At 48.4% G+C, this 23,966-nt stretch carries 17 protein-coding genes; 15 read left to right on the forward strand and 2 right to left on the reverse strand.

The features are described 5' to 3' along the window. The 13 genes from mraZ (at position 1) to ftsZ (ending at position 16,624) form a co-directional block, all read left to right on the forward strand. Positions 1-450: a division/cell wall cluster transcriptional repressor MraZ gene (gene mraZ, locus K7B07_RS15590; RefSeq protein ID WP_223711157.1), complete on the forward strand. Its 450-nt coding sequence runs from the start codon at positions 1-3 to the stop codon at positions 448-450. Between the two features lie 45 nt (positions 451-495). After that, on the forward strand, positions 496-1,452 hold the full coding sequence (gene rsmH / locus K7B07_RS15595) for a 16S rRNA (cytosine(1402)-N(4))-methyltransferase RsmH (RefSeq protein ID WP_223711158.1): 957 nt from the start codon (positions 496-498) through the stop codon (positions 1,450-1,452). Between the two features lie 37 nt (positions 1,453-1,489). Next, the gene (locus K7B07_RS15600) at positions 1,490-1,840 is read left to right on the forward strand and encodes an FtsL-like putative cell division protein (protein ID WP_223711160.1); all 351 of its coding nucleotides are present in this window, start codon (positions 1,490-1,492) and stop codon (positions 1,838-1,840) included. 6 nt (positions 1,841-1,846) lie between these two features. Then, a complete protein-coding gene (locus K7B07_RS15605) occupies positions 1,847-3,979 on the forward strand; it encodes a penicillin-binding protein (RefSeq protein WP_223711162.1) in 2,133 nt (710 codons plus the stop codon). A gap of 9 nt (positions 3,980-3,988) precedes the next feature. Then, positions 3,989-5,449, forward strand: coding sequence for a UDP-N-acetylmuramoyl-L-alanyl-D-glutamate--2,6-diaminopimelate ligase (locus K7B07_RS15610; protein ID WP_223711163.1), 1,461 nt, complete (start codon positions 3,989-3,991; stop codon positions 5,447-5,449). Positions 5,450-5,463: 14 nt separating this feature from the next. Further along, the gene (mraY, locus tag K7B07_RS15615) at positions 5,464-6,744 is read left to right on the forward strand and encodes a phospho-N-acetylmuramoyl-pentapeptide-transferase (RefSeq protein WP_223711165.1); all 1,281 of its coding nucleotides are present in this window, start codon (positions 5,464-5,466) and stop codon (positions 6,742-6,744) included. Positions 6,745-6,747: 3 nt separating this feature from the next. Continuing rightward, positions 6,748-8,085, forward strand: coding sequence for a UDP-N-acetylmuramoyl-L-alanine--D-glutamate ligase (gene murD, locus K7B07_RS15620; RefSeq protein WP_223711166.1), 1,338 nt, complete (start codon positions 6,748-6,750; stop codon positions 8,083-8,085). A gap of 14 nt (positions 8,086-8,099) precedes the next feature. Continuing rightward, the gene (locus K7B07_RS15625; protein ID WP_223711168.1) at positions 8,100-9,431 is read left to right on the forward strand and encodes an FtsW/RodA/SpoVE family cell cycle protein; all 1,332 of its coding nucleotides are present in this window, start codon (positions 8,100-8,102) and stop codon (positions 9,429-9,431) included. Then, a complete protein-coding gene (gene murG / locus K7B07_RS15630; RefSeq protein ID WP_223711170.1) occupies positions 9,424-10,512 on the forward strand; it encodes an undecaprenyldiphospho-muramoylpentapeptide beta-N-acetylglucosaminyltransferase in 1,089 nt (362 codons plus the stop codon). Before K7B07_RS15625 ends, murG begins: the two co-directional genes overlap by 8 nt. Position 10,513: 1 nt before the next feature. Further along, complete coding sequence (gene murC / locus K7B07_RS15635; RefSeq protein WP_223711171.1) at positions 10,514-11,902, forward strand: UDP-N-acetylmuramate--L-alanine ligase; 1,389 nt, start codon at positions 10,514-10,516, stop codon at positions 11,900-11,902. Positions 11,903-11,925: 23 nt separating this feature from the next. After that, entirely contained in the window at positions 11,926-13,233 is a 1,308-nt protein-coding gene (locus tag K7B07_RS15640; RefSeq protein WP_223711173.1) for a cell division protein FtsQ/DivIB, read from the forward strand. 11 nt (positions 13,234-13,244) lie between these two features. Continuing rightward, positions 13,245-14,627, forward strand: coding sequence for a cell division protein FtsA (ftsA, locus tag K7B07_RS15645; protein WP_223711175.1), 1,383 nt, complete (start codon positions 13,245-13,247; stop codon positions 14,625-14,627). Between the two features lie 80 nt (positions 14,628-14,707). Continuing rightward, a complete protein-coding gene (gene ftsZ / locus K7B07_RS15650; RefSeq protein ID WP_223711177.1) occupies positions 14,708-16,624 on the forward strand; it encodes a cell division protein FtsZ in 1,917 nt (638 codons plus the stop codon). 220 nt (positions 16,625-16,844) lie between these two features. Here ftsZ and K7B07_RS15655 read toward each other — a convergent pair whose 3' ends face one another. Both K7B07_RS15655 and K7B07_RS15660 read right to left on the reverse strand, forming a co-directional pair. Continuing rightward, positions 16,845-17,129 carry a hypothetical protein gene (locus K7B07_RS15655; protein WP_223711179.1) on the reverse strand — a complete coding sequence of 95 codons (285 nt, stop codon included), beginning with the start codon at positions 17,127-17,129 and terminating at the stop codon, positions 16,845-16,847. 105 nt (positions 17,130-17,234) lie between these two features. Further along, positions 17,235-18,275 (reverse strand): NAD(P)H-dependent glycerol-3-phosphate dehydrogenase, encoded by a 1,041-nt coding sequence (locus tag K7B07_RS15660; RefSeq protein ID WP_223711180.1) that lies wholly within the window; start codon positions 18,273-18,275, stop codon positions 17,235-17,237. 293 nt (positions 18,276-18,568) lie between these two features. On the opposite strand from K7B07_RS15660, the gene K7B07_RS15665 reads away from it, so the two are divergent. Together K7B07_RS15665 and K7B07_RS15670 are read left to right on the forward strand one after the other, a co-directional pair. Continuing rightward, positions 18,569-22,000 carry a TonB-dependent receptor gene (locus K7B07_RS15665; RefSeq protein WP_223711182.1) on the forward strand — a complete coding sequence of 1,144 codons (3,432 nt, stop codon included), beginning with the start codon at positions 18,569-18,571 and terminating at the stop codon, positions 21,998-22,000. Between the two features lie 11 nt (positions 22,001-22,011). After that, positions 22,012-23,946: a RagB/SusD family nutrient uptake outer membrane protein gene (locus tag K7B07_RS15670; protein ID WP_223711183.1), complete on the forward strand. Its 1,935-nt coding sequence runs from the start codon at positions 22,012-22,014 to the stop codon at positions 23,944-23,946. Positions 23,947-23,966: the final 20 nt, after the last annotated feature.

Raw genomic sequence — 23,966 nt, forward strand, 5'->3', positions numbered from 1 at the left:
ATGACAGGTTTTCTCGGTGAATTCGAGGCAACAATAGATTCAAAAGGACGCTTCCTTTTGCCGGCTGGTTTCAGAAAGCAGCTGCAACCGGAGGATGCGGACCGTTTTGTCATCAACAGGGGTTTTGAAAAATGTTTAAGTCTTTACCCGCTTAGTTCCTGGAGTCCGTTGGCGGAAAAAATAAACGGACTGAATGATTTTGATCCGAAAGCGCGGGCCTTTAAGCGCTACTTTTTGAATGGAGCTACCCTTGTGGAACCTGATACGGCCGGAAGGCTGTTATTGCCGGCTAACCTGAAAGAGTATGCGGCACTGGAAAAGGACATTGTGTTGGTACCTGCCGGTAACCGGATGGAGATCTGGAATACCTCGAAATACAAAGAGTTCTTTGATTCATTTTCTCCCGAGTCGTTCAGCGATCTGGCCAACCAGGTTATGGGCGGATTGTGACCGGTGGCTGATACCGGAATGGACAGGTTTAAAAGTTGACAGGTCATGGCAAAGAATAAACAAAAAGAAAAACTTGTTAGCACATCAACTTCACAGCCTGCGGACTATCACATCCCGGTACTCCTGCACGAGACCATAACGGCATTGAACATCGATCCCGGTGGGATCTATGTAGATGCCACCTTCGGCGGCGGCGGCCATGCTGCGGCCATCCTGAAGGCGCTGGGGGCAAACGGACGCCTGGTGGCATTTGACCAGGATGCAGACGCAGCGCGGAACATACCGGAGAACGATGACCGCGTATTATTTGTTCCGCAGAACTTCAGGCATCTGAAACGTTTTCTGCGGTTGCACGGGATCAGCCAGGTAGACGGAGTGCTGGCAGACCTGGGAGTAAGCAGCCACCAGTTCGATGAGGCAGAGCGGGGATTCAGCATACGGTTCAATGCGGCCATGGACATGCGGATGGATCAGCGGCAACCGGTGACCGCCTTTGATATTCTTCAAACGTACACCGAGCAGCAGTTGCATAAGTTGTTTGAACAATATGGGGAAGTGACAAATGCCAGAACGCTTGCACGGACCATCACAGAAGCAAGGGGCCGGGTATCGCTGAAAACCATCGATGCTTTTAAGAATGTATTGCGGCCGGTGGTAAAAGGCAACCCCAATAAATATTTCGCCCAGGTATTCCAGGCACTGCGTATCGAAGTGAATCAGGAGCTGGAAGCCCTTAAGGAATTGTTGGAGCAGGCGAAAGAAGTAGTGCGGCCGGGGGGGAGGATCGCCATCATTACCTTCCATTCTCTGGAAGACCGGTTGGTAAAACAGTTCTTCAGGGAAGGCAGTTTTGAGGAAAAAGAAGAGAATCCCTTTGTACAGGAGTACAGGGAAAAAATTTTTAAGCTGATTACCCGCAAACCGGTAACAGCAGGGGATGCGGAACTAAAAATAAATACCAGATCACGAAGTGCCAAGTTGCGCGTGGCAGAACGGATCTGAACCGGGAAACAATTCAGACTAATCAAAAACAGAAGCGGTGACGGATAAAAAAGGAAAGGAAGCAAGATGGAACTGGAAAAAGCTGCTCAACTACCAGTCGATCGTACGACAGGTACCCTTCCTGTTTTACATGGCTTTCCTGGCGATCGTATATATCTATAACGGACATATGGCCGATAAAACTGTGCGCAGGATAAATGCCACAGCAAAAGACGTAAAAGAGCTGCAATGGGAATATAAGAGCCTGAAAAGCGAAGTGATGTTCCGCAGCAAACCGAGCGAACTGACAAAAGCATTACAGCCGCTGGGTTTGAACGAATTGCAGGAATCGCCGTATGTACTGAAGGATTCACTGGAAGAATATATGCAAACCGCACATAAATATTAAGAGGCATTGGAAATTAAGAAAGACATATTGTGGAGGGTGTATCTCTGTTTTATCGGGATCGTGCTGCTTTGCCTGTTTGTACTGGGTAAGGCCACCGTTATCCAGCGTATACAGGGCGAGCACTGGAGAGGTATGGGCGACAGCATGCACCAGAAGATCGTTGAGATCAATGCCGACAGGGGCACGATCTTCAGCGAAGACGGCCAGATGCTCAGCACATCGCTGCCTCAGTTTGATGTGTATATGGACTTTATGGCCGAGGGCCTGCGGCTGAAGGACGGAAAGGTATATAAGGAGAACATCGACTCCTTCGCAGTGGCCATGGCCGACTATTTTAAAGATAAAACGGCAAAGCAATACCGGAAAGAGTTTGATGAGGCCTATAAAAAAGGCAGCCGTTACTATGCATTAAAAAAGAAACTATCGTTTGAAGATTTTAAAGCGCTGCGCAGCTTTCCCCTGATCCGCCTGGGTAAAAACAAAAGCGGTATCGTGGTGGAAGAAACCAGCAAGCGCATTGCTCCTTTCGGACTGCTGGCAAACCGTACCATCGGGCTCAGCAGGGAATATGTGAACAGTGACGGCAAAATCAAGAAAATGAATGTGGGCCTGGAGATGAGCTATGACAGTCTGCTCAATGGTCAGAATGGCCAGCGGGTGGTGCGTTATATTTCAGGTGGTGCCGTTCCGGTGGAAGGATTCCAGGTAGAGCCGGAGAACGGCAAGGATATTTATACCACACTGGATGTGAATATGCAGGACATTACGGAAACGGCATTGCTGCGCATGATGCTGCAAAGCCGTGCCCAGTACGGTACCGCCATAGTTATGGAAACAAAGACCGGCAAGATAAAAGCGATCGCCAACCTCGGCCGTAACCCAAGAGACACCACTTACTGGGAAAATGATAACTATGCACTCCGCGTAACGGAGCCGGGTTCCACCATAAAAATGGTAACCCTTCTGGCTGCCCTGGACAAGGGAACTTCAAAACCCAACGACCTGATAGAGGTGGGAACGGCAGGGCGGCTGCAGGTAGGACCCCGTATGGTCACGGATGCCGAACGTTCCCCCAAGTCGGTACTTACCATCGAAGAATGTGTGGCACACAGTTCCAATGTGGGATTGGCTAAAATAGCGCTGAAAGCTTTTGGCAGCAACCCTTCTGAATTTGGTACCTATCTGAAAAAATACCATATGGACAGCCGGTCGCCCGTCGACCTGGCGCATGTGCCCCGGCCGCGTATGGCACCGCTGGCGAAGGATCATGGTGGATTGATGAATATGCTGACCATGAGTTTTGGCTATGCCTTACAGGTAAGCCCGCTGCAGACCCTGACCTTATATAATGCCGTGGCAAACGACGGTAAAATGATGCGGCCTTACCTCGTAAGCAGCATCCGCAACCAGGGAGTGGTAGTGAAAGATGTTCAGCCGCAGGTGATGGAGGAAGCGATCGCCAAACCATCTACCTTGAAAGCCGCAAAAGAAAGCCTTGAAATGGCCATTACAGAAGGTACCGGAAGAGTGGCCTTTAAAGATATGCCTTTCAAAGTTGCCGGAAAGACCGGCACGGCGCATGTGGCCGACGGGGAAACCAAATATGGTAACAATGTATACCAGGCGTCGTTTGTCGGTTATTTTCCTGCAGAGCAGCCTCAGTACACCTGTATCGTGGTGGTAAGAACCAGTCCGGGTGCCGCCTTACACTATGGCGGACAGATCGGTGCGCCGGTATTCCGCGAGATCGCTACCAAGATCTACAGCATGTATGTGGACCGTAAAACGCCCAAGGGGTATGAAGGATCAAAAGACAGTTCCAACTATTTCTATGCAGGCAGCGCCGGTGCAATAAAAAATGTACTGGAGATGCTGCACATTCCGTTTGTGGATTCCCTGCAGCAGGGCAACTGGGCCACTATGTATGCCAACCGGCAGAAACCGGTGGTTACGGGAAACACGGTCCGCAATAGTGTAATGCCTAATGTAAAAGGAATGGGGCTCCGGAACGCAATCAGTTTACTGGAGCAGATGGGATTGCGGGTAAAAGTACAGGGCAGTGGTAAGGTACAGGGGCAGTCCATCGCGCCGGGTGCTTCTTTTGCAAAAGGACAGGCAGTGACATTAAATCTGGCATAAATCATTTGAGTGCAGTTACAGGAGCTATTATATAAAACCAAATTACAATCGGTAGAGGGAACCACCGCAACTGAGATCAGCGCGGTGACCATTGATTCCCGTAACGTAAAGCCCGGAAGTGTATTTGTAGCGGTGAAGGGAGGAATGGACGGACACCAGTTCATTGACAATGCGGTTCAGAACGGAGCAGCGGCAATCGTTTGCGAAACGCTTCCGGAAACAAGGGCAGCACAGGTTACCTATGTGCAGGTGGCCGACAGTGCCGCCGCCGCCGGCATCATAGCACATCATTTTTACGGGCAGCCTTCCACACAGCTGAAGCTGGTGGGTGTTACCGGTACCAATGGAAAAACGACCATTGCCACACTGCTGTACAAATTATTCAGCAGCCTTGGGTTCACCTGCGGACTGATCAGTACGGTTCAAAACCATATCGGTGCCGAAAAACTGGAAGCTACGCATACAACGCCGGATGCAGTCAGCCTAAACAGCCTGCTGGCGCAAATGGTGGCCGGAGGGTGTCAGTATGCTTTTATGGAAGTAAGTTCGCATGCCATCCATCAGCACCGGATCGAAGGCCTGGAATTTGCAGGGGGGATCTTCAGTAATATTACGCATGATCATCTCGACTATCATAAAACCTTTGATGAATACATCCGGGTAAAAAAAACATTTTTTGATCAGCTGCCAAAAGAAGCTTTTGCGCTTACAAATGTAGATGATAAACGGGGTGTGGTAATGGTGCAGAACACCAGAGCGGCCATTAAAACCTACAGCCTCAGGACCACCAGCGATTTTAAAGGAAAGATACTGGACAACAGTATCATGGGATTGCACATGATGGTGGACGAGCAGGAAGTGCATTTCCGCCTGATCGGTGAATTCAATGCCTACAACCTGCTGGCAGTATACGGCGCGGCGGTAAGTCTCGGTCAGGAGAAGGTAGCAGTGCTGCAAACATTAAGCGTATTGAACGGCGCCGCCGGACGGTTTGATTATATCGTGTCCCCAAAATCAAATATCATCGGTATCGTGGATTATGCACATACACCGGATGCGTTGTTGAATGTACTGGCCACCATTAAAAAACTACGGAAAGGATTTGAACAGGTGATCACGGTTGTGGGATGCGGAGGCGACCGGGATAAAACAAAAAGACCCGTAATGGCAGAAGTGGCGTGCGAGTACAGTGATAAGGTCATTTTTACCAGTGATAATCCAAGGAGTGAAGATCCGCTGGTGATCATAAAAGATATGGAAGCGGGTGTGCCCGCAGGCAGCCGCAGAAAATGTATCTCCATTGCAGACAGAAAGGAAGCCATAAAGACGGCGATCAGTCTGGCTGATGAATCAGACATCATACTTATAGCCGGTAAAGGACATGAAACCTATCAGGAGATAAAGGGCGTCCGGAATCATTTTGACGACAGGGAAACCGTAAGCGAATTATTTGGATTGTTAGAAAAGTAAAAGAAGCAAGACGTATGTTGTATCATTTATTTGAGTGGTTTAAGCAGAACGGCATCAATTTTCCCGGCCGGAACCTTATGGAATTTATCACGTTCCGGGTAATGATGGCGGTACTGCTGGCGCTTACCATCACTTTGATATTTGGTAAACGGCTGATCAATATCCTGCGGAATAAGCTGGTGGGCGAATCCGTTCGGGATCTGGGGCTGGCTGGCGAACAGGCAAAAAAAGGAACGCCCACCATGGGAGGGATCATTATTATCCTGGGTATACTGGTTCCCACACTGCTCTTTGCACGATTGAACACGGTATATATCCTGCTGATGTTGTTTGCTACTATCTGGCTGGGGGCTATCGGTTTCCTGGATGATTATCTGAAGCTGCGGGCCAAACGTATCGCCCGTGAAAAAGGGGAGGCGTACAAAAAACAGGATAAGGACGGGCTGGCGGGCTGGTTCAAGATTTTTGGCCAGGTGGTTCTGGGTATCACTGTAGGATCTGTGCTGTATTTTAACAGCAATGTAAAGATCTGGAGGGAGTATATCGGCAACGCTCCGGGCGTAGCTGAAACCGAGGTGATTACCAAAACGGTAAACAACCGCACCAAACATTTTGTAGCCACAAAGGCGCCGATTACGACCATCCCGTTTGTTAAGAATCATGAATTCAATTATGCCAAGCTGCTTCCGGAAGCACTGGAGCAGTATGCATGGGTATTGTATATCCTGATCGTGGTCTTTATCATCACAGCGGTTTCCAATGGTGCCAATATTACCGACGGTCTGGACGGACTGGCCACGGGCACCTCGGCGCTCATCGGTGTTATGCTGGGGATCTTTGCCTATGCCAGCGGTAATTTCAATTTTGCGGATTACCTCAATATCATGTACATCCCCAATCTGGGCGAGCTGTCTATTTTTCTGGCCGCCATGATCGGAGCCTGCGTCGGGTTTCTCTGGTACAATTCCTATCCGGCCCAGGTGTTTATGGGTGATACGGGAAGTCTGACGCTCGGCGGTATCATCGCATCCGTGGCCATTATCGTTCATAAGGAGCTACTGATACCGATATTCTGCGGCGTGTTCCTCGTGGAAGTGCTGAGTGTATCGCTGCAGGTGACGTATTTTAAGTATACGAAGAAAAAATACGGAGAGGGCCGGCGGATCTTCCTGATGAGCCCGCTGCACCATCATTATCAAAAGCTGGGTTACCACGAAGCAAAGATCGTGACGCGGTTCTGGATCGTGCAGATATTGCTGGTAGTGGTGTGTATCGTAACCTTAAAACTGAGATAGACAGTGGGAAAGCGGCTGGTCATATTGGGAGGAGGTGAAAGTGGTGTAGGGGCGGCCCTGCTGGCAAAACAAAAAGGGTATACCGTTTTTTTATCAGACGGCGGTTCTTTGAAAGAAATATATCGTAGCGAACTGCGGCAGGCAGGTATCGGGTGGGAAGAAGATGGCCACACGGAAGAAAAGATCCTGGATGCGGAAGAAGTGGTAAAAAGCCCGGGGATCCCTGAAAAAAATGAGCTGGTGCGCAAGATCCGGCTAAAGGGCATCCCGGTGATCAGTGAAATCGAGCTGGCCTATCGTTTTGCAGGCAGCAGCCGGATCATCGCTATAACCGGCAGCAACGGGAAGACCACTACTACATCGCTCATCCATCATATCTGCAAGGTTGGCGGACTGGATGCGGCGCTGGTAGGCAATATCGGTGAATCCTTTGCAAAGCAGGTGGCCCTGGATCCCAAACCCGTATACGTGGTAGAGGTAAGCAGCTTCCAGCTGGATGATATCGAGGAGTTCCGGCCTTATATATCGGTGCTGACCAATATCACAGAGGATCACCTGGATCGCTACGAATACAAATTCGATAATTATATAAAGAGTAAGTTCCGCATTGTAAAGAATCAGCAGGCTACCGATTATTTTATATACAATGCAGATGACCCGGTAACAAAGGAATCAATAGATAAATTTAATATTCAATCAATTCAACTACCGATTAGCATGGAAAGAGAAAATAAAACGGCTTTTATCAAGGATGGCGATATGTACGTAAGAACGGGTGAAGATTTCATGAACATGAGTATTTATGACTTTACACTAAAAGGTAAACACAATCAGTACAACACTATGGCAGCATGCGTTACAGCCGCAACAATGGACATCCGGAAGGAAAAGATCCGCGAAGCGGTTCAGACATTTCAGAACCTGGAGCACCGTATGGAGCACGTAGCTACCATCAGGGGAGTTGAATTTATTAACGACAGCAAGGCCACTAATGTTAATTCAACCTGGTACGCGCTGGAAAGTATGACAAAGCCCACCGTGCTGATCCTTGGGGGCGTAGACAAAGGCAATGATTATTCACTGATGGAGGAACTGGTGGCCGAAAAAGTAAAGGCGATCATCTGTCTGGGTGTCGACAATACGAAGATCCATGCGGCATTTAAAGACAGTGTATCTGTCATTATTGATACGGCCAGCGCGGCTGAAGCCGTGGGTGCGGCTTTTGCACATGCGGAAAAAGGAGATGTGGTTTTGTTAAGCCCGGCCTGTGCCAGCTTCGACCTGTTTAAAAATTATGAAGACCGCGGTACGCAATTCAAGCGTGCGGTGATCGAACTATAAAAGCGGATTTAAAAATGGCAGCAACAGCGGAAATAGGAACGGAGGAAAAAGTGGTGCGTACCAGGAGCTGGAAAGGCGGACTGGACCAGCATGCCCGGGGGGATAAGGTGATCTGGGCATTAGTGGTTTTCCTGACGCTGGTTTCATTGCTGGCAGTTTACAGTGCCACCGGCTCTTTGGCGTATAAGAAATACAAAGGAAATACCGAGGTATATCTGTTCAAGCAGGTGGTGTTTATCCTGCTGGGTTTTGCCATTGTTTATTTTGCGCACCGGGTCAATTATACCATTTACTCCAAAGTGGCGCGGATTCTTTTTGTACTAAGTATCCCGCTATTGGCCTATACGCTGTTCTTTGGGGTAAAGATGAATGAAGGCAGCCGCTGGATAAAGGTGCCGCTGATCAATATGACCATGCAAACCTCGGATCTGGCAAAGCTGGCGTTGTTCATGTACCTGGCACGTTTGCTGAGCCGCAAACAGCAGGTGATCAAAAACTTTAAAAAAGGATTCCTGCCGGTCATCCTGCCCATCGGCATCACCTGTCTGCTGATCGCCCCGGCCAACCTGTCTACGGCCCTGCTGCTCGGTGCCAGTTGCATGATGTTATTATTCATCGGCAGGGTAAGCGTAAAGCACCTGTTGCTGGTGGCGAGTCTCGCGCTTATTCCCATTATCATGCTGATCATGGCAGCAATGGTACGGCATAAAAGCGGTAAGGATATTGATACAACGGAAACCACACAGGCAGTGAAGAAAGCCACCGGCGGACTGACCACAAGGGTGGATACCTGGATCGGACGTGTGGAGAATTTTATATACGGAGGTAAAGAAGCGGATAATGATGAGATGTACCAGGTGAACCAGGCCAAGATCGCCATTTCAAAAGGCGGTTTCCTGGGTGTGGGGCCTGGCAACAGTACCACAAGAGATTACCTGCCCCAGGCGTATAACGATTTTATTTTCGCGATCATTATCGAGGAATACGGATTGCTGGGAGGAGCTTTTATCCTCTTTATATACATCGTATTCCTGTACCGGTGTATCCGGATCTTTAAAAGGTGCCCCTTTGCCTTCGGTGCCTTTCTGGCGCTGGGACTGAGCTTTACACTGGCCATCCAGGCGGTGGCCAATATGGCGGTAACGGTGAACCTTTTTCCGGTAACAGGGGTAACGCTGCCCCTGGTGAGTATGGGGGGATCCAGTTTCCTGTTCACCTGCCTGGCGATCGGTATCATTTTGAGCGTATCCCGTAACGTGGAGAATATTGAACGGCCACAACCCATAGCTGAAGCGGCTGCGGAAGAAGTGGTGGAAGTAGAAATAGCGGAAAAAACAGATGAGTAAAAGAATAATCATAGCAGGTGGTGGTACCGGGGGGCATATTTTCCCCGCCATCGCCATTGCCAACGCATTACAGCGGAAAGATCCGTCGCTGCAGTTCCTGTTTGTAGGTGCTGCAGGTAAGATGGAGATGGAAAAAGTACCGCAGGCAGGCTATGAGATAAAAGGACTGGATATTGCGGGTTTTAACCGCAGCTCTCTGCTAAAGAATATCACATTGCCTTTCAAACTGGTAAAAAGTTTTTTCCAGGTAAAGAAGATCTTTAAAACCTTTCCGCCGGATGCGGTGATCGGAGTAGGAGGCTATTCAACCTTCCCGGTATTAAAATATGCACAGGCAAGAGGTATACCTACATTCATTCATGAGTCCAATTCCTTTGCAGGAAAAGCAAATATCATGCTGGGTAAGAATGCTACGCGGGTATTTACAGCAACGGATGGAATGGAGAAGTTTTTTCCTGCGGATAAGATCCTGGTGACCGGGAACCCGGTACGGCAGGCGATCGCATCCATGAACATAAGCAGGGAACAGGCACTCCGGTATTTTTCACTGCCGCCCGATAAGCTGACAGTGCTGGTAGTGGGCGGAAGCCTGGGCGCGCGTTCCATAAACGAAGCAGTGATTACGCATGTGGGCGCGCTGCTCAAGGCCGGGCTGCAGCTCATCTGGCAGACGGGGAAAACCCTGTCAAAGGAAGCGACGGAGATCGCAGTAGAACATAAGGAGATATGGGCGAACGAGTTTATCACAGAGATGCAACAGGCTTATGCCGCTGCGGATATCATTATGGCAAGGGCCGGCGCCATGACCGTAGCGGAGATCTGTGTGGCCCGCAAACCGGTCATTTTTGTGCCCTATCCGTTTGCAACGGAAGATCATCAGACGGTAAATGCCACACGGCTGGTAGATAAAGGCGCGGCCTGGCTGGTAAAGGACAGTGAGGCAAAAGATCAGGCCATCGCAAAAGTGATTGCCCTGGCAAAAGACGAAGCAACGCGGAAATATATGAGCGAGACGCTGACCGGATTGTCTGTTACGGATGCGGATGAGCGGATCGCAGATGAAATTTTAAAAACAATATAACGTGCAGGGAAAACAAATAGGGGATTTGAAGCGGATCTACTTTATCGGGATCGGAGGTATCGGGATGAGTGCCCTGGCGCGTTATTTTCATTCAAGAGGAGTGGCGGTAAGCGGGTATGATAAAACAGCAACTGCGCTTACGAACGCACTGACAGCAGAAGGCATTCCGGTGCATTATGAGGATGATCCGGAGCAGGCACCACGGGATGCCGACTGGGTGGTGTATACACCCGCCGTTCCTTCGGCACACCGGGAACTGGAGTATTATAAAACAAATGACTATCCGGTGATGAAGCGCAGTGAGGTACTGCAGCAGATCACGGAAAGTTCTTTTAATATATGTGTGGCCGGTACGCACGGTAAAACCACTACCACCACGATGATCGCGCATTTGCTGCGCGACAGCGGCTACGGATGCAATGCGTTCCTGGGTGGTATCTCCGCCAACTACGGTACGAATTTCTGGAGCAGTGAAAGGGATGTATGTGTGATCGAAGCAGACGAATACGACCGCAGTTTTTTGAGACTGAGTCCGGATATAGCGGTGGTAACGGCCATTGATCCGGACCACCTGGATATTTATGGTACCGCGGAGAATGTGCGCAACGCTTTTGCTGAGTTTGCACAACGGCTGAAACGCAGCGGCCTGCTGATCCGGAAACTGGGCATCGGCCGGGAACTGCGCGCAGAGCATATGTGGCAGTACAGCCTGCAGAATGACAGCGCCAATATTTATGCGGTCAATATAACGATGAGTGACGGCGGCTACGACTTTGACCTGGTGCATCCCTCGGCGGAGATCAGCGGACTGCGCCTGAACATGGGAGGCATGCACAATGTGGAGAACATGGTGGCCGCCATTGCCGTGGCCAAGGCACTGAACATTGACCCGGAAAAGATACGAACAGCAGTGGCATCGTTTAAAGGGGTGCAGCGGCGGTTTGAATACATCATTAAACAAAAAGACCTGGTTTTTATTGATGATTATGCGCACCATCCGGAGGAACTGAAGGCGTTGATAAATAGTGTAAAAACCCTGTTTCCCCAAATGAAATGTACGCTAATTTTCCAGCCGCATTTGTACAGCCGTACAAGAGATTTTGCCCAGGATTTTGCTGCTGTTTTGAGTAGGGTTAACAAGGTGATCCTGTTACCGGTATACCCTGCCAGAGAACAACCGATACCCGGAATCGAAAGCCATACCATTGCCGAGCAGATGGATGGAGCGGACCCTGTAATCATGACAAAAGAAGCATTACTGGCCTGGGTATCGGAAACGTTTCAGAAGGACCGGGAACGGGAATTCGGGGAAGTGATCATTACCGCAGGAGCCGGTGATATCGACAAATTGGTAGAACAGATAAAAGAACGATTAACAGAAACGAAGTGAACAGGAAAAGGGCGATAAAAAGGATGTTGTTAACACTCATGTGGTTGGGTGTGGGCGCAGGTATGTTTACACTGGTCGTTGCGGCCATGCGCGTGCAGGACGACAGCAACTGCAAGGGGTATGAGATCAGCATCCGTGGTGCGGAGAACGGAAGCCTGTTTACCTCCAAAGAGCAGATCGTAAAATTATTGAAGCAAGCTTCAGCCGGCCCGGTTACCGGTCAGCGTAAAAGCGGGTTCAATCTTCCTCGTATCGAAGACCTGCTGGAACAGAGCTCCTGGGTGTACAACGCGGAACTGTATTTTGATAATAAGGACATCCTCCGGGTAAATGTAACCGAGCGCAAACCGCTGGCAAGGGTCTTTTCAAACGATGGCCAGTCGTTCTATATAGACGAGGCCGGAAAACAGATCCCGCTTTCGGATAAGATCTCCCTGGATGTTCCCGTATTTACCGGATATCCTAACCGCAAGGTGATGAATGCAGCAGACAGCGCCTTGCTGGAAAATATGATCGCCACTGCTTCTTTTATCAACAGCGATTCCTTCTGGGTAGCCCAGGTATCGCAGATCGATATTCACAAATGCGGGAGTGATTGCTGGGATATGGAGATGGTACCGGTTGTAGGTAATCATCGTGTGGATCTGGGAGATGGCAGTGATATCGCTTCCAAATTCCATCGCCTGTACCTGTTTTATGACCAGGTACTGAAGCGCACGGGTTTTGATAAATACCAGCGGATCGATGTACAGTACGGAGGCCAGGTGGTAGGGGTCAAAGGCCGTTATTCCAAACTGGACTCCCTGCAGCTGCGCAAGAATATTGAAGAGTTACTACAGCAGTCACGAAAAGCAAATGACCTGATCGAAGTGGCCCAGGTTGTACCTAACATACGGATGATACAAGCCGATACCTCAGCGGACGCGCGGATGTTGTATGAGAAACCGGCGGGAGAAGATGGAATGGACACCCTGGCATTGATGTCGGTAGGCGATAAGCCTGAGCAGCCGGTTGCTGCTGCTCTCAACGGCGGCAATGATGAAAAGAAGGAAGCAACAGCAAAGGACCCTGTAAAAAAAGAAGTGAAGAAAACGGAAGAAAAGAGCCCGGCGAAAAAAGAAGCAGGTAAAAGCACGGCATCCGCAAAGAATACTGTTGCAACAACAAAAAAAAGCAGTTCCGGAAAGCCGCAGGCAAAAACAGATGATAAAAAGAAGCAGGTGTCGAAAGCAGCAACTGCAAAGAAAACAACAAAACCTGCGGTAACAAAGCGCAGGGAGACGGAAAAGAAAAGTGCTTCTAAAAAAGCACCGGTTAAAAAGAACAACTAAAAACGAAATATATGAATCCTGAACAACCCATTATCGTAGGACTGGACATTGGAACCACCAAGATTGCTGTTATTGCCGGGCGCAAGAACGAATTTGGAAAACTGGAAATTCTTGGCTTTGGCAAAGCCAACTCCAATGGCGTGAAGCATGGCCAGGTATTGAATATCGACGAAACGATCAAAGCCATTAAACTGGCATTGGACAATTGTTTGTCGGTGAACCCCAATCTGAATATCGGAGAGGTATATGTCGGTATTGCAGGGCATCATATAAAAAGTCTGCAGACCCGCGGGGATATCGTGCGCGAGAATGAGGAAGAAGAGATCAACCAGGCGGAAGTAGACCTGCTGGTCAGCAAACAATACAAGACCTATATCCCGGCCGGTGACCAGATCATTGACGTGATCCCCCAGGAATATACGGTAGACAATATGCCCAACATTGTACGCCCCATCGGATACAGCGGTGTAAAACTGGGCGCCAATTTCCATATCATTACAGGGGATAAGAATGCGATCCGCAATATCAACCGCAGTGTGGAAAAAGCGGGATTGTATACAAAGGACCTGGTGCTGCAGCCTCTGGCTTCAGCCGCCGCGGTAATGGGACAGGAAGACCTGGAAGCCGGTGTGGCCATTGTTGATATTGGTGGCGGTACCACCGACCTGGCGGTGTTTGCAGACGGCGTATTGCGTCATACGGCGGTGATCCCGTTTGCAGGGGAAAATATTACCAACGATATTAAAACCGGTCTGGGAGTATTAAAAAGCCAGGCAGAGCAGATGAAAACCCAGTTTGGAAGTGCACTGGCCAATGAAGCCAAAGCCAACGCATATATCACCATACCGGGGTTGCGGGGCATGCCTGCAAAAGAGATCAGCGTAAAGAACCTGGCCAATATCATCCAGGCGCGTATGAGCGAGATCCTGGATTTTGTTACCTATCACCTAAAACAGATCGGAATGGACAACCGCCAGCTGAATGGGGGTATCGTTCTTACAGGCGGAGGTTCGCAATTGCGGCACCTGATCCAGCTTACAGAATATGTTACCGGACTTCCGGCACGCATCGGCCTGCCTAACGAACACCTGGCTGCCGGACATATCGAAGAGCTTGCCAAACCCACGTATTCCACCTGCCTGGGGCTGATCCTGAAAGGATACGACGATTTTGAAAACAACCGCAAGGTCTTCGAGAAAAGCTTTATCAACATCCCCGTACCGCAGGATCTGATCAAGCAGGAAGCAGCAGACGCATTGGGCGCCGTTGCTGTTGTGGAAGAAAGCGTGGCCACCGCCACTGTTGAAAAAAGACAACCCCTGAAAAACTTCTGGGACAAATTTAAAAACGGCATCATCGACATCTTCAAGGAAGAAGAAGATGGTCATTTATAAAACAACACAACTAATCACTCAACTATAATTAACCCATTTACTAAACAGGTTTCATGGAAGGGAACCACAAATTTTTTAAGATGATACATTTTGATCTACCCAAAGAACAGTCCTCCATCATCAAAGTGATTGGAGTAGGTGGTGGCGGTGGTAATGCCGTTAATCACATGTTCAGTCAAAACATCGACGGCGTAAACTTCATCATTTGTAATACAGATGCCCAGGCACTTTCGAACAGCCAGATCCCCAACCGCATACAGCTGGGGCCACAGCTGACCTCCGGTCTGGGAGCAGGCGCCAATCCCGAGATCGGGCGCCAGGCAACCGAAGAATCGCTGGAAGAGATCAAACGTATCGTGGAGGTGAATACAAAAATGGCATTCATCACCGCCGGTATGGGTGGCGGAACCGGAACCGGAGGTGCGCCCATTATCGCAAAAATCTGTAAGGACCTTGGAGTGCTTACGGTAGGTATCGTAACCATGCCGTTTGCTTATGAAGGTAAAAAAAGACATAAACAGGCTGAGGAAGGTATTAAAATCTTAAAACAATATGTGGATACGCTGCTGGTGATCAGCAATGATAAATTGCGGCATCAGTTCGGAAACCTGAAAATGCGGGAAGCTTTTGAAAAAGCAGACAATGTACTTGCCACTGCGGCTAAATGTATCACGGATGTGATCAACAGCACCGGACAGATCAATGTGGACTTTGCAGATGTTTGTACCGTAATGAAGAACGGCGGTGTGGCCATCCTTGGTAGCGCTACCTCTTCCGGAGAGAACAGGGCGCAGCGTGCCATTGAAGAGGCGCTGAACTCCCCGCTGCTGAATGATAATGATATCCGTGGTGCAAAATGGATCCTCATCAATATCAATTCTGCAGAAGGTGATTCTGAGTTCACTATGGATGAGGTGGAAGTGATACAGGCACACCTGCTGAGCCAGGCAGGAGAGAACACCGACGTGATCCTTGGCCTGGGATATGATAATTCATTGGGTGATGAGATCGGTATCACGCTGATCGCCACCGGTTTTGAAAATAAAGATCCTTTTGTAAAGCCGATACTGAAGAAAGAGGAACAGGCGGAAGGTAAGATCGTGATGACACTGACCCCCCAGGAAAACGCCGCCTCAAAAATCGAATCCCGGACAGAGCAGCCGGAGGTGATCGAGCATGAGATAAAAGAAGCCGAAAAAAGCCTGGGCCTGCAGGTAGATCCTATGATGCCCAAACTGGTGGATGAGCCTGTGTATATGGATACGCCCATGCCTACCCTGGAAGACATATCGGATCTTGGTCTTGGAAAGGAAACAGCGGATGTACATTACACGCTGTCTAAGGAAGACAATGAAAAAATAGGGATGAATGCCGAACCAGAAACGGTTTCTGAAGCAACCGTGGAGATCGTGGCAGAAGAAGAAAGTGCCTTTTATTCTCCGGCAGTACCTGCGGAAGACCGGGTGCTGGAAGCACCGCTGTCGAAAGAACCCGAACCGGAGCAGGATCTTTCTGCGGGAGTAGGCGTACGCAGCTATCTGGCCAAGCCTTCAAATATTTATGCCGAGCCCCGGAAAGAAGAAGTGACGGCCAAGAAGCCGGTGCCGGATCCGGAGCCTGAAGAAAAAATGGAGCTGGTAGAGCGTACTGAATTGCGGACAGAGGAACCCAAAGTAGTAATGAATCATGTTGAGAAGGAGCAGCCGCAACAACCCCAGCAGCCCCAGCTGTCTCCGGAAGAAGAGATGCAATTGCAAAAACGCAAACAGGTAGAGCGCCTGCAGAAATTGCGGAACCTCTCGTTTAATGTAAACGTGAATGATCCCAACAGCGAATATGAAACTGTTCCGGCCTATATCCGCCGCAATATGGAATTACAGAACAATTCCAACCACATTGAAAGTTACTATAGTAAGTTTGAAGTAAGCTCCGATGATAAAAATCAGGGTCAGATCAATACCATTAACACCTTCCTGGATGGTAAAAAACCAGACTGATTCCTGTGGAAATTCAATCCCGTTATACGGGTGAGGAGTTTGGGTGTATAGTTTATAGTTGTAGCCCCGGTAATTATTTATCGGGGCTTATTTGTGCCCGAGACAAACCGGAGCATGCGGATACGACAGGATTTGCTATGCCTGTGCGGAGCAGGGTATTACTGCCGGATCAATACAGGGACCGGCAGGAAAAGAAGTTGCTGTAATTGTTGTGAATCGGTTACTTGTCCGAATGCCTGCGTTTTACTTCCCGGACCACAAATTCTTCGATTTCCTCAAACAGAGTCCGGTCGCGCGGATGATCTTTTGTATCCTCCTCAAACTGATCCGTCAGTTCCTGGGCAAGCTGGTAAAGTTCTTCAGTAGCGCTCCGGTTCAGCATTTCGCTGAAGCTTTTATGCTGACTGGGTTCTTCAATATCCCGCAGATAACAAAGTGCTTCCACCACTTCAAAATGGGTTTTCTGCCAGGAGTCAAATCCATTGGGAAAAACAGGTACAGACATACTCGTTAAATTTAATAAGCATTATATCCACAAGATATTAAAAAAAATGCTTCGGTGTTATACTATTGCCGGAAGGTCACTGTTCGTATCTGATTGAGCGGAACATCAGATCAGGAATCCTTCGATCTTCTCAAAGCCTTTCGCCGGAGGCATGCCTTCCCAGAGAATGCTGTAGATCGTTGCTGCAATGGGCATTTCGGCTTTCAGGGATTTATTGGTGTCGTAGATGCACCGGGCGGCATTGTATCCTTCTGCTACCATACGCAGCTCCAGCTGTGCCGCCTGTACGCTGTACCCTTTGCCGATCATATTGCCAAAGGTACGGTTGCGGCTGTGCAGGGAATAGCAGGTTACCAGCAGGTCGCCCAGGTAAACAGATGCCGAATAGTTGGCATATTTTTTTTCGGGATCATCGAGGTCCGCGTGTTCTCCTACCACGATATGTTCGGCACCGAATTTTCGAAGGAAGCCTGCCATTTCATCCGCGCTGTTTGCGATATAAACGCTTTGGAAGTTATCACCATAATCGAGTCCGTGCGCGATACCTGCACCCAGTGCATAGATGTTCTTCAGTACGGCTGCATATTGAACACCCAGTATGTCCGTGTTGACCACGGTATTGATAAATGGCGACCGGAAATAACCGGATATTTTGATGGCCAGTGCCTCGTCGACTCCTGAAAAGGTAAGATAGGAAAGTTTTTCTGCTGCAACTTCTTCTGCATGGCAGGGACCAAGTACTGCGAAATAATCTTTCAGTGAAACATCAAAATGACGTTCGAGGTATTCATTAAGCAGAATATTCTCTCCCGGGAGGATGCCTTTGATCGCAGAGAGGATCTTTTTATTTTTAAATACGGTGGTTGGCAATTCGTGAAGACTTTCCGCTACGTAAGCGGAAGGCATTGCCAGTATAATGATGTCCGACCGTTCGGCAATGTTTTCCAGGTCGGTGGTAAGATGTAACAGTTTGGTGTTTAAAACCGCACTGGTAAGGTGTTTGGGATTGTGATGCCGCTGTTTTATAAAGCCGGCGGTTGTATCACTGCGTACGCACCAGTTTACCCTGTGTCCGTTATCTGTAAGGATCTTTACCAATGCTGTTGCCCAGCTGCCGCTTCCTGCTACACCGAATTTAATTGCCAATAGATTCAATATTTGATCGGTAAAGGTAACAAATATGAGAAAACCAAAGGGGGATGCCAGGTCTTTCAGCAGTCAGGGAAAAAAATAAAAAAAATAAAGTTGGTTTTAAAAAATGTGTATATTTGGTTAGAGACTTTAAGCCAAAAAACGTTGTTTAGCCATTTACGTTTATTAATTATTTAAAACGATTGTATTTATTGAACGACCGCGCGGGTCGGTTTTCTTTTTCCGTAACTATTGGATAGGATGGGGACGCCCTTACCTAGCTGGACATTTATTTTAAAAACTGGTTTATGTTTAAAAAAATAAGCATTCCCTTATTGAATAGGGGACGTTTAAGCGGGTGCTTTTTGTTTTTTATCAGCCTGTTTCTAGTCGCTCCTGCTTCTCTGTCTGCACAATCTGAAGGAATAACAATTGAAGGTACCCACACAGTAAAAGCCGCATTAAAATTGATTGAACAACAATCGGATGCACGGTTTATTTACAATGATAATTTTATTGATTATGATAAAGAGGTAAAACTCGCCCTTAAAGCAGTGTCTGTAGCAGAAGCCCTGACCCATGTGCTGCAGGGCCAGCGGGTCCGTTATGACCGGCAGGAGAACGGGGTTTATCTTTTTGCGCCGGGAGAAGCGGAGGCTCCTGTTCCACAGCAACAGAATGCCGCCACGGGAAACATGATGATCTCCGGCACGGTGCAGGATCGAACAGGATCGCCGCTCTCAAATGTATCGGTCAGTATACGGGGCTCACAGACGGGTACCACGACCAATAACAAAGGTGAATTCCGTTTGCAGGTAAGTCGTTATGACAGTCTTGATTTTTCCTATGTGGGGTATAAGGATCTTTCGATATTTATTTCTGATATAAAGCCGCTCACGATCATAATGGATGCAGAAGCCGGTAGTTTAAACGAGGTTTCTGTGGTAGCTTATTCCCGGCAAAAAAAGGCGAGCGTTCTGGGATCGATCACCACCATTAAGCCGGAGGAACTGCGGGTGCCCAGCAGCAACCTCACCACGGCATTTGCCGGAAGAGTGGCAGGTATGATCTCATACCAGCGAAGCGGTGAGCCCGGCCGGGACAACGCCAGCTTCTTTATAAGAGGTATCACCACTTTTGGTGCAGAGGCCAAGAAGGATCCGCTGATATTGATTGACGGCATAGAACTGGGGCCGGATGACCTGGCACGGTTAAACACCGATGATATTGCCAGTTTCAGTATTATGAAGGATGCTACTGCCACGTCGCTGTATGGTGCCAGGGGTGCCAACGGCGTAATATTCGTTACCACCAAGGAGGGCCGTGAAGGCAAAGTGCAGGTGAATCTGAGAATTGAGAATTCATCTTCATCGGCAACGGAAAAGGTCCAGATCGCTGATCCGGTCACCTTTATGCGCATGCAGAACGAAGCGGTTAAAACAAGGGATCCGCTTGGGCTGGCCCTTTATTCTGAAGAAAAAATAACCATGACGGAAATGGGATTGCATCGTGATATCTATCCGTCAACAGACTGGAATAAGGCAATGTTCAGGGATCACATCATCAATAACCGGGTGAATGTTAACCTGAGAGGCGGCGGCAATGTGGCACGGTACTATGTAGGGGCAAGCGTTACCAAGGATAACGGGAATATGATCGTAGACAAACGGAACAATTTCAATTCCAATATCAGCCTGATGAAATACCAGTTCCGGTCAAATGTCAATATCAATCTTACGAAGACAACAGAGATGATCACCCGTTTTGCCGCAACATTCGATGACTATACCGGACCGATCGACGGAGGAGCCGCTATGTATCGCAAAGTGTTGCAGGCTAACCCGGTATTGTTTAAACCTTACTATGAGCCGGATTCGGTATTTTCTTATGCAAAGCACATTCTGTTTGGAAATTTCGGAGATGCCAATTATCTTAATCCTTATGCGGAGTCATTAAAGGGATACAGAGATTACAGCAAGAATACGATGTTCGTTACTTTTGAATTCAAACAGAATCTGAAATCGATCTTAAAAGGTCTTACAGCGCGTACACTGATAAATTTTGACCGGTATTCAGAATATAATGTCACCCGGGCCTACTTTCCCTTCTATTATAATTTAAAGTCCTTCGACCTGATCCGCGATACGTACACGTTAATGCGTCTGAACCCCGCCCAGGGAACGGAATACATTAACTACCTGCCGGGGCAGCGATTCATTAATAATGTCTTTTATTTTGAGGGTGCCACGGAATACAACGGTTCATTCGGCCGGCATAATATCAACAGTTTGCTGGTATTTACGGCACGGCAGGAACGAAAGGGAATTGCGGATAATCTCCAGTTGTCATTGCCCGGAAGGAATGCAGGGCTGGCAGGGCGTTTTGCCTACAACTATGATACCCGGTATTTTGCAGAACTGAACTTTGGTTATAACGGGTCGGAGCGTTTCTCAAAGAACAATCGCTGGGGCTTCTTTCCTTCTGTAAGTGCGGGATGGATGCTTTCCAACGAAAAATTCTTTGAGCCGTTACGCTCGGTGGTGAAGCAGCTAAAATTGAGAGGTTCTTACGGGATGGTGGGCAATGATGCTATAGGAAGCTCACTTGACCGCTTCTTTTATTTGTCGCAGGTAACGCTTAATGCTCCCTATATGGTAAACTGGGGCATCAATATGAACGAAAACCCTTTGGGTGTGCGCGTAGACCGTTACGCCAATGATCAGATCGGATGGGAGACCTCCTATAAAAAGAACCTGGGACTGGAGATCAACCTGGTCAACGGCATTTCCTCCATTATTGAAGTATATCATGAACGAAGAACAAATATTCTTTTGAGCCGGATCATTCCCGCTACAATGGGTATCATACCGGAAGTGAAAGCCAATCTGGGAGAAGCGGAAGGAAAAGGGATTGATATCGAACTGAATTACGATAAGTCGTTCAGCAGCGGGCTCTGGATCAACGGCCGGGGAACATTTACCTATGCTACAAACAAAGTACTGAAATGGGAAGAACCCGATTACTCCACTACGCCCTGGAAGTCGCGTGTAGGGCATCCGATAGGGCAGGTTTGGGGCTATGTGGCGGATCGTTTATTTATCGATTCACTCGAGGTAAAGAACTCACCGTTGCAGACGTTTGGTGCCTATTCTGCGGGGGATATCAAATATCACGACATCAACCGCGACGGTAAGATCGATGAACTGGATATGGTGCCGATCGGTCATCCGGTAACACCGGAGATCGTTTATGGTTTTGGAACCTCACTGGGATATAGGGGATTTGATCTGTCGGTGTTTTTCCAGGGAACAGCCCGGCAGTCGTTCTGGTTCAACATGCAGAATGTAACACCTTTTATTGATGGTGATTCAGACGATGGACGGATCGGGCAAAATGCGGTGCTAAAGGTTTTTGCCGACAGCTACTGGTCGGAGTCCAACCGCAACCCCTATGCCTTGTGGCCACGCCTGTCCAATTACACGATTAACAATAATACGCAAACCAGCACCTGGTTTATGCAAAATGCCGGATTCATCCGGTTAAAGTCGGCGGAGATTGGCTATACGGTTCCCAAAACGTTGCTGAACCGGTATAAGATCGCCAACCTGAGGATTTATTTCAGCGGACTAAATCTGTTCTACTGGAGTTCGTTTAAACTCTGGGATCCGGAAATGGCCGGGGAAGGGTTGGGATATCCTGTTCAGAAAGTATACAATATAGGCTTAAATATTGGCTTTTAAATTCAACGAATATGAAGCAGTTTATTCAAAAAATAATTGTTTGTCTGGTATGGCTGCCGGTGATCAGTTCCTGCAGTAAATACCTCGATGTTGTTCCGGACAATATTGCAACACTGGACAATGCTTTTGCAGACCGATATACTACTTTAAAATTTCTCGCCACCTGCTATTGGGGAACGCCCAAATCTGCCGGCTGGAATGAGAACCCGGGAATGTTGGGTGCTTTTGAGATAACCCTTAATAAGGACCGTAGAAACCAGGGAGGGATGCAGGCCGCGCTGGGAGAGAACAGCGCCTCTTTAAATCTTATTAATTACTGGAGTTCCAAAGGAGAGTTCATCCGGTCGCTGTATGCCGGGGTCCGCGATTGTAATACTTTCCTGGAGCGCGTGGATGGGGTAAAGGATCTCAATCAATATGAAAAAGAGCGGATGAAGGCGGAGGTGAAGTTGCTGAAAGCCTATTATCATTTCTATCTTATCAAGTATTACGGCCCTATCTGCCCTTTACGGACCAATATTCCTGTAAATGAATCTACACAAGGGGTTAGGGTATATCGTGAGAAAATAGATGATTGTTTTAAATATGTTCTGGACCTGATCAATGAAGCGATCAGCAGCAACGCATTGCCGAAGATAATCGAAGACCGGGCTACCGAGATCGGAAGGTTTACACTTCCCGTGGCACATTTTATGAAGGCCCTGGTTTCGGTTTATTGGGCCAGTCCCCTATTCAACGGGAATACGGATTACAATGGTTTTGTCAACCAGGATAACGAGCCGTTCTTTAACCAGACGTATGATGCGAAACGATGGGACAGTGCGGCAGCTGCATGCCGGGCGGCAGTAATGGTTTGCGAGGAAGCCGGTATCCGTTTGTATCAAAGGGAGGATTACCTTGCGGTAAGCGCAAAAAAAATGTCTGATACAACACTTGTGATCAATACGCTGAGAAGTGCTGTGACACAGAAGTGGAATCCGGAGATCATTTGGGGTAATTCGTCCTATCCCGCAAATTGGGGATATCAGATAGCTGCTATTACCCGGTTTGAGCAGGGAACCTCCACACCTTCTTCCAATACGGGTACCCTAAGCGTTCCCTTATCGACGGTGGAGGTCTTTTATTCAGACAAAGGAATACCTATTAATGAGGATCGGACGTACCCTTATGCTACACGTTATAATACCCGTGTTGGCGACGAAGCGCACAACCTGCTGATCGCCAAAGATGGCGTAACCGCTTCGCTGAACTTTGACCGGGAGCTTCGGTACTATGCCACACTGGGGTTCGACCGCGGGAGATGGTACGGCAATTCTTATAAGAACTATCCGGATAACGACGCCGAAGCCCTGTATCCGCGAAACCGTTTTGGAGAATTTTCATCCGTATTCAATCCGGGAGAATACAATGCAACGGGGTACTGGCCAAAAAAATTGATTTCGATGAATACCACCTGGCGCGATGCCAATAGTGTATCGGAAGAAACCTATCCGTATCCGGATATGCGTTTTGCTGATCTGCTGCTGCTCTGTGCCGAGGCCCTGAATGAGTCCAAACCGGCTCCTGATGCAGAGGTGTTTCAGCTCATTGACAGGATACGCGCCCGCGCCGGACTGAAAGGAGTGGTAGAAAGCTGGTCCGGTTTTTCAAACCAGCCGCAGAAGCCAGCTACAAAGGCCGGTATGCGGGAGATCATTCAGCAGGAGCGGAAGATCGAATTGGCTTGTGAATCCTCCTATTACTGGGACAGCCGCAGATGGAAAACGGCCATCAGGGAACAGAACAGGCCGATACAGGGGTGGAATGTATATGCCTCCGTGCCCGAAGAGTACTATACAGTTACGACCATTTATACTCAGAAATTTACCGTACGGGATTATTTTGCTCCTGTTCCGCTGGACGATATTATTAAAAATCCTCTATTGGTTCAAAATCCGGGATGGTAGCCCGCAACTAAAATATTGCT

The organism is Niabella beijingensis (assembly GCF_020034665.1).
GTDB lineage: Bacteria > Bacteroidota > Bacteroidia > Chitinophagales > Chitinophagaceae > Niabella > Niabella beijingensis.

Excerpts from the sequence above, each read along its gene's own strand:
- K7B07_RS15640 (WP_223711173.1), top strand. The coding sequence starts at position 11,926 with ATGTTGTTAACACTCATGTGGTTGGGTGTGGGCGCAGGTATGTTTACA.
- murG (WP_223711170.1), top strand. The coding sequence starts at position 9,424 with ATGAGTAAAAGAATAATCATAGCAGGTGGTGGTACCGGGGGGCATATT.
- K7B07_RS15670 (WP_223711183.1), top strand. The coding sequence starts at position 22,012 with ATGAAGCAGTTTATTCAAAAAATAATTGTTTGTCTGGTATGGCTGCCG.
- K7B07_RS15625 (WP_223711168.1), top strand. The coding sequence starts at position 8,100 with ATGGCAGCAACAGCGGAAATAGGAACGGAGGAAAAAGTGGTGCGTACC.
- mraZ (WP_223711157.1), top strand. The coding sequence starts at position 1 with ATGACAGGTTTTCTCGGTGAATTCGAGGCAACAATAGATTCAAAAGGA.
- K7B07_RS15655 (WP_223711179.1), bottom strand. The coding sequence starts at position 17,129 with ATGTCTGTACCTGTTTTTCCCAATGGATTTGACTCCTGGCAGAAAACC.
- mraY (WP_223711165.1), top strand. The coding sequence starts at position 5,464 with ATGTTGTATCATTTATTTGAGTGGTTTAAGCAGAACGGCATCAATTTT.
- ftsA (WP_223711175.1), top strand. The coding sequence starts at position 13,245 with ATGAATCCTGAACAACCCATTATCGTAGGACTGGACATTGGAACCACC.
- ftsZ (WP_223711177.1), top strand. The coding sequence starts at position 14,708 with ATGATACATTTTGATCTACCCAAAGAACAGTCCTCCATCATCAAAGTG.
- rsmH (WP_223711158.1), top strand. The coding sequence starts at position 496 with ATGGCAAAGAATAAACAAAAAGAAAAACTTGTTAGCACATCAACTTCA.
- K7B07_RS15665 (WP_223711182.1), top strand. The coding sequence starts at position 18,569 with ATGTTTAAAAAAATAAGCATTCCCTTATTGAATAGGGGACGTTTAAGC.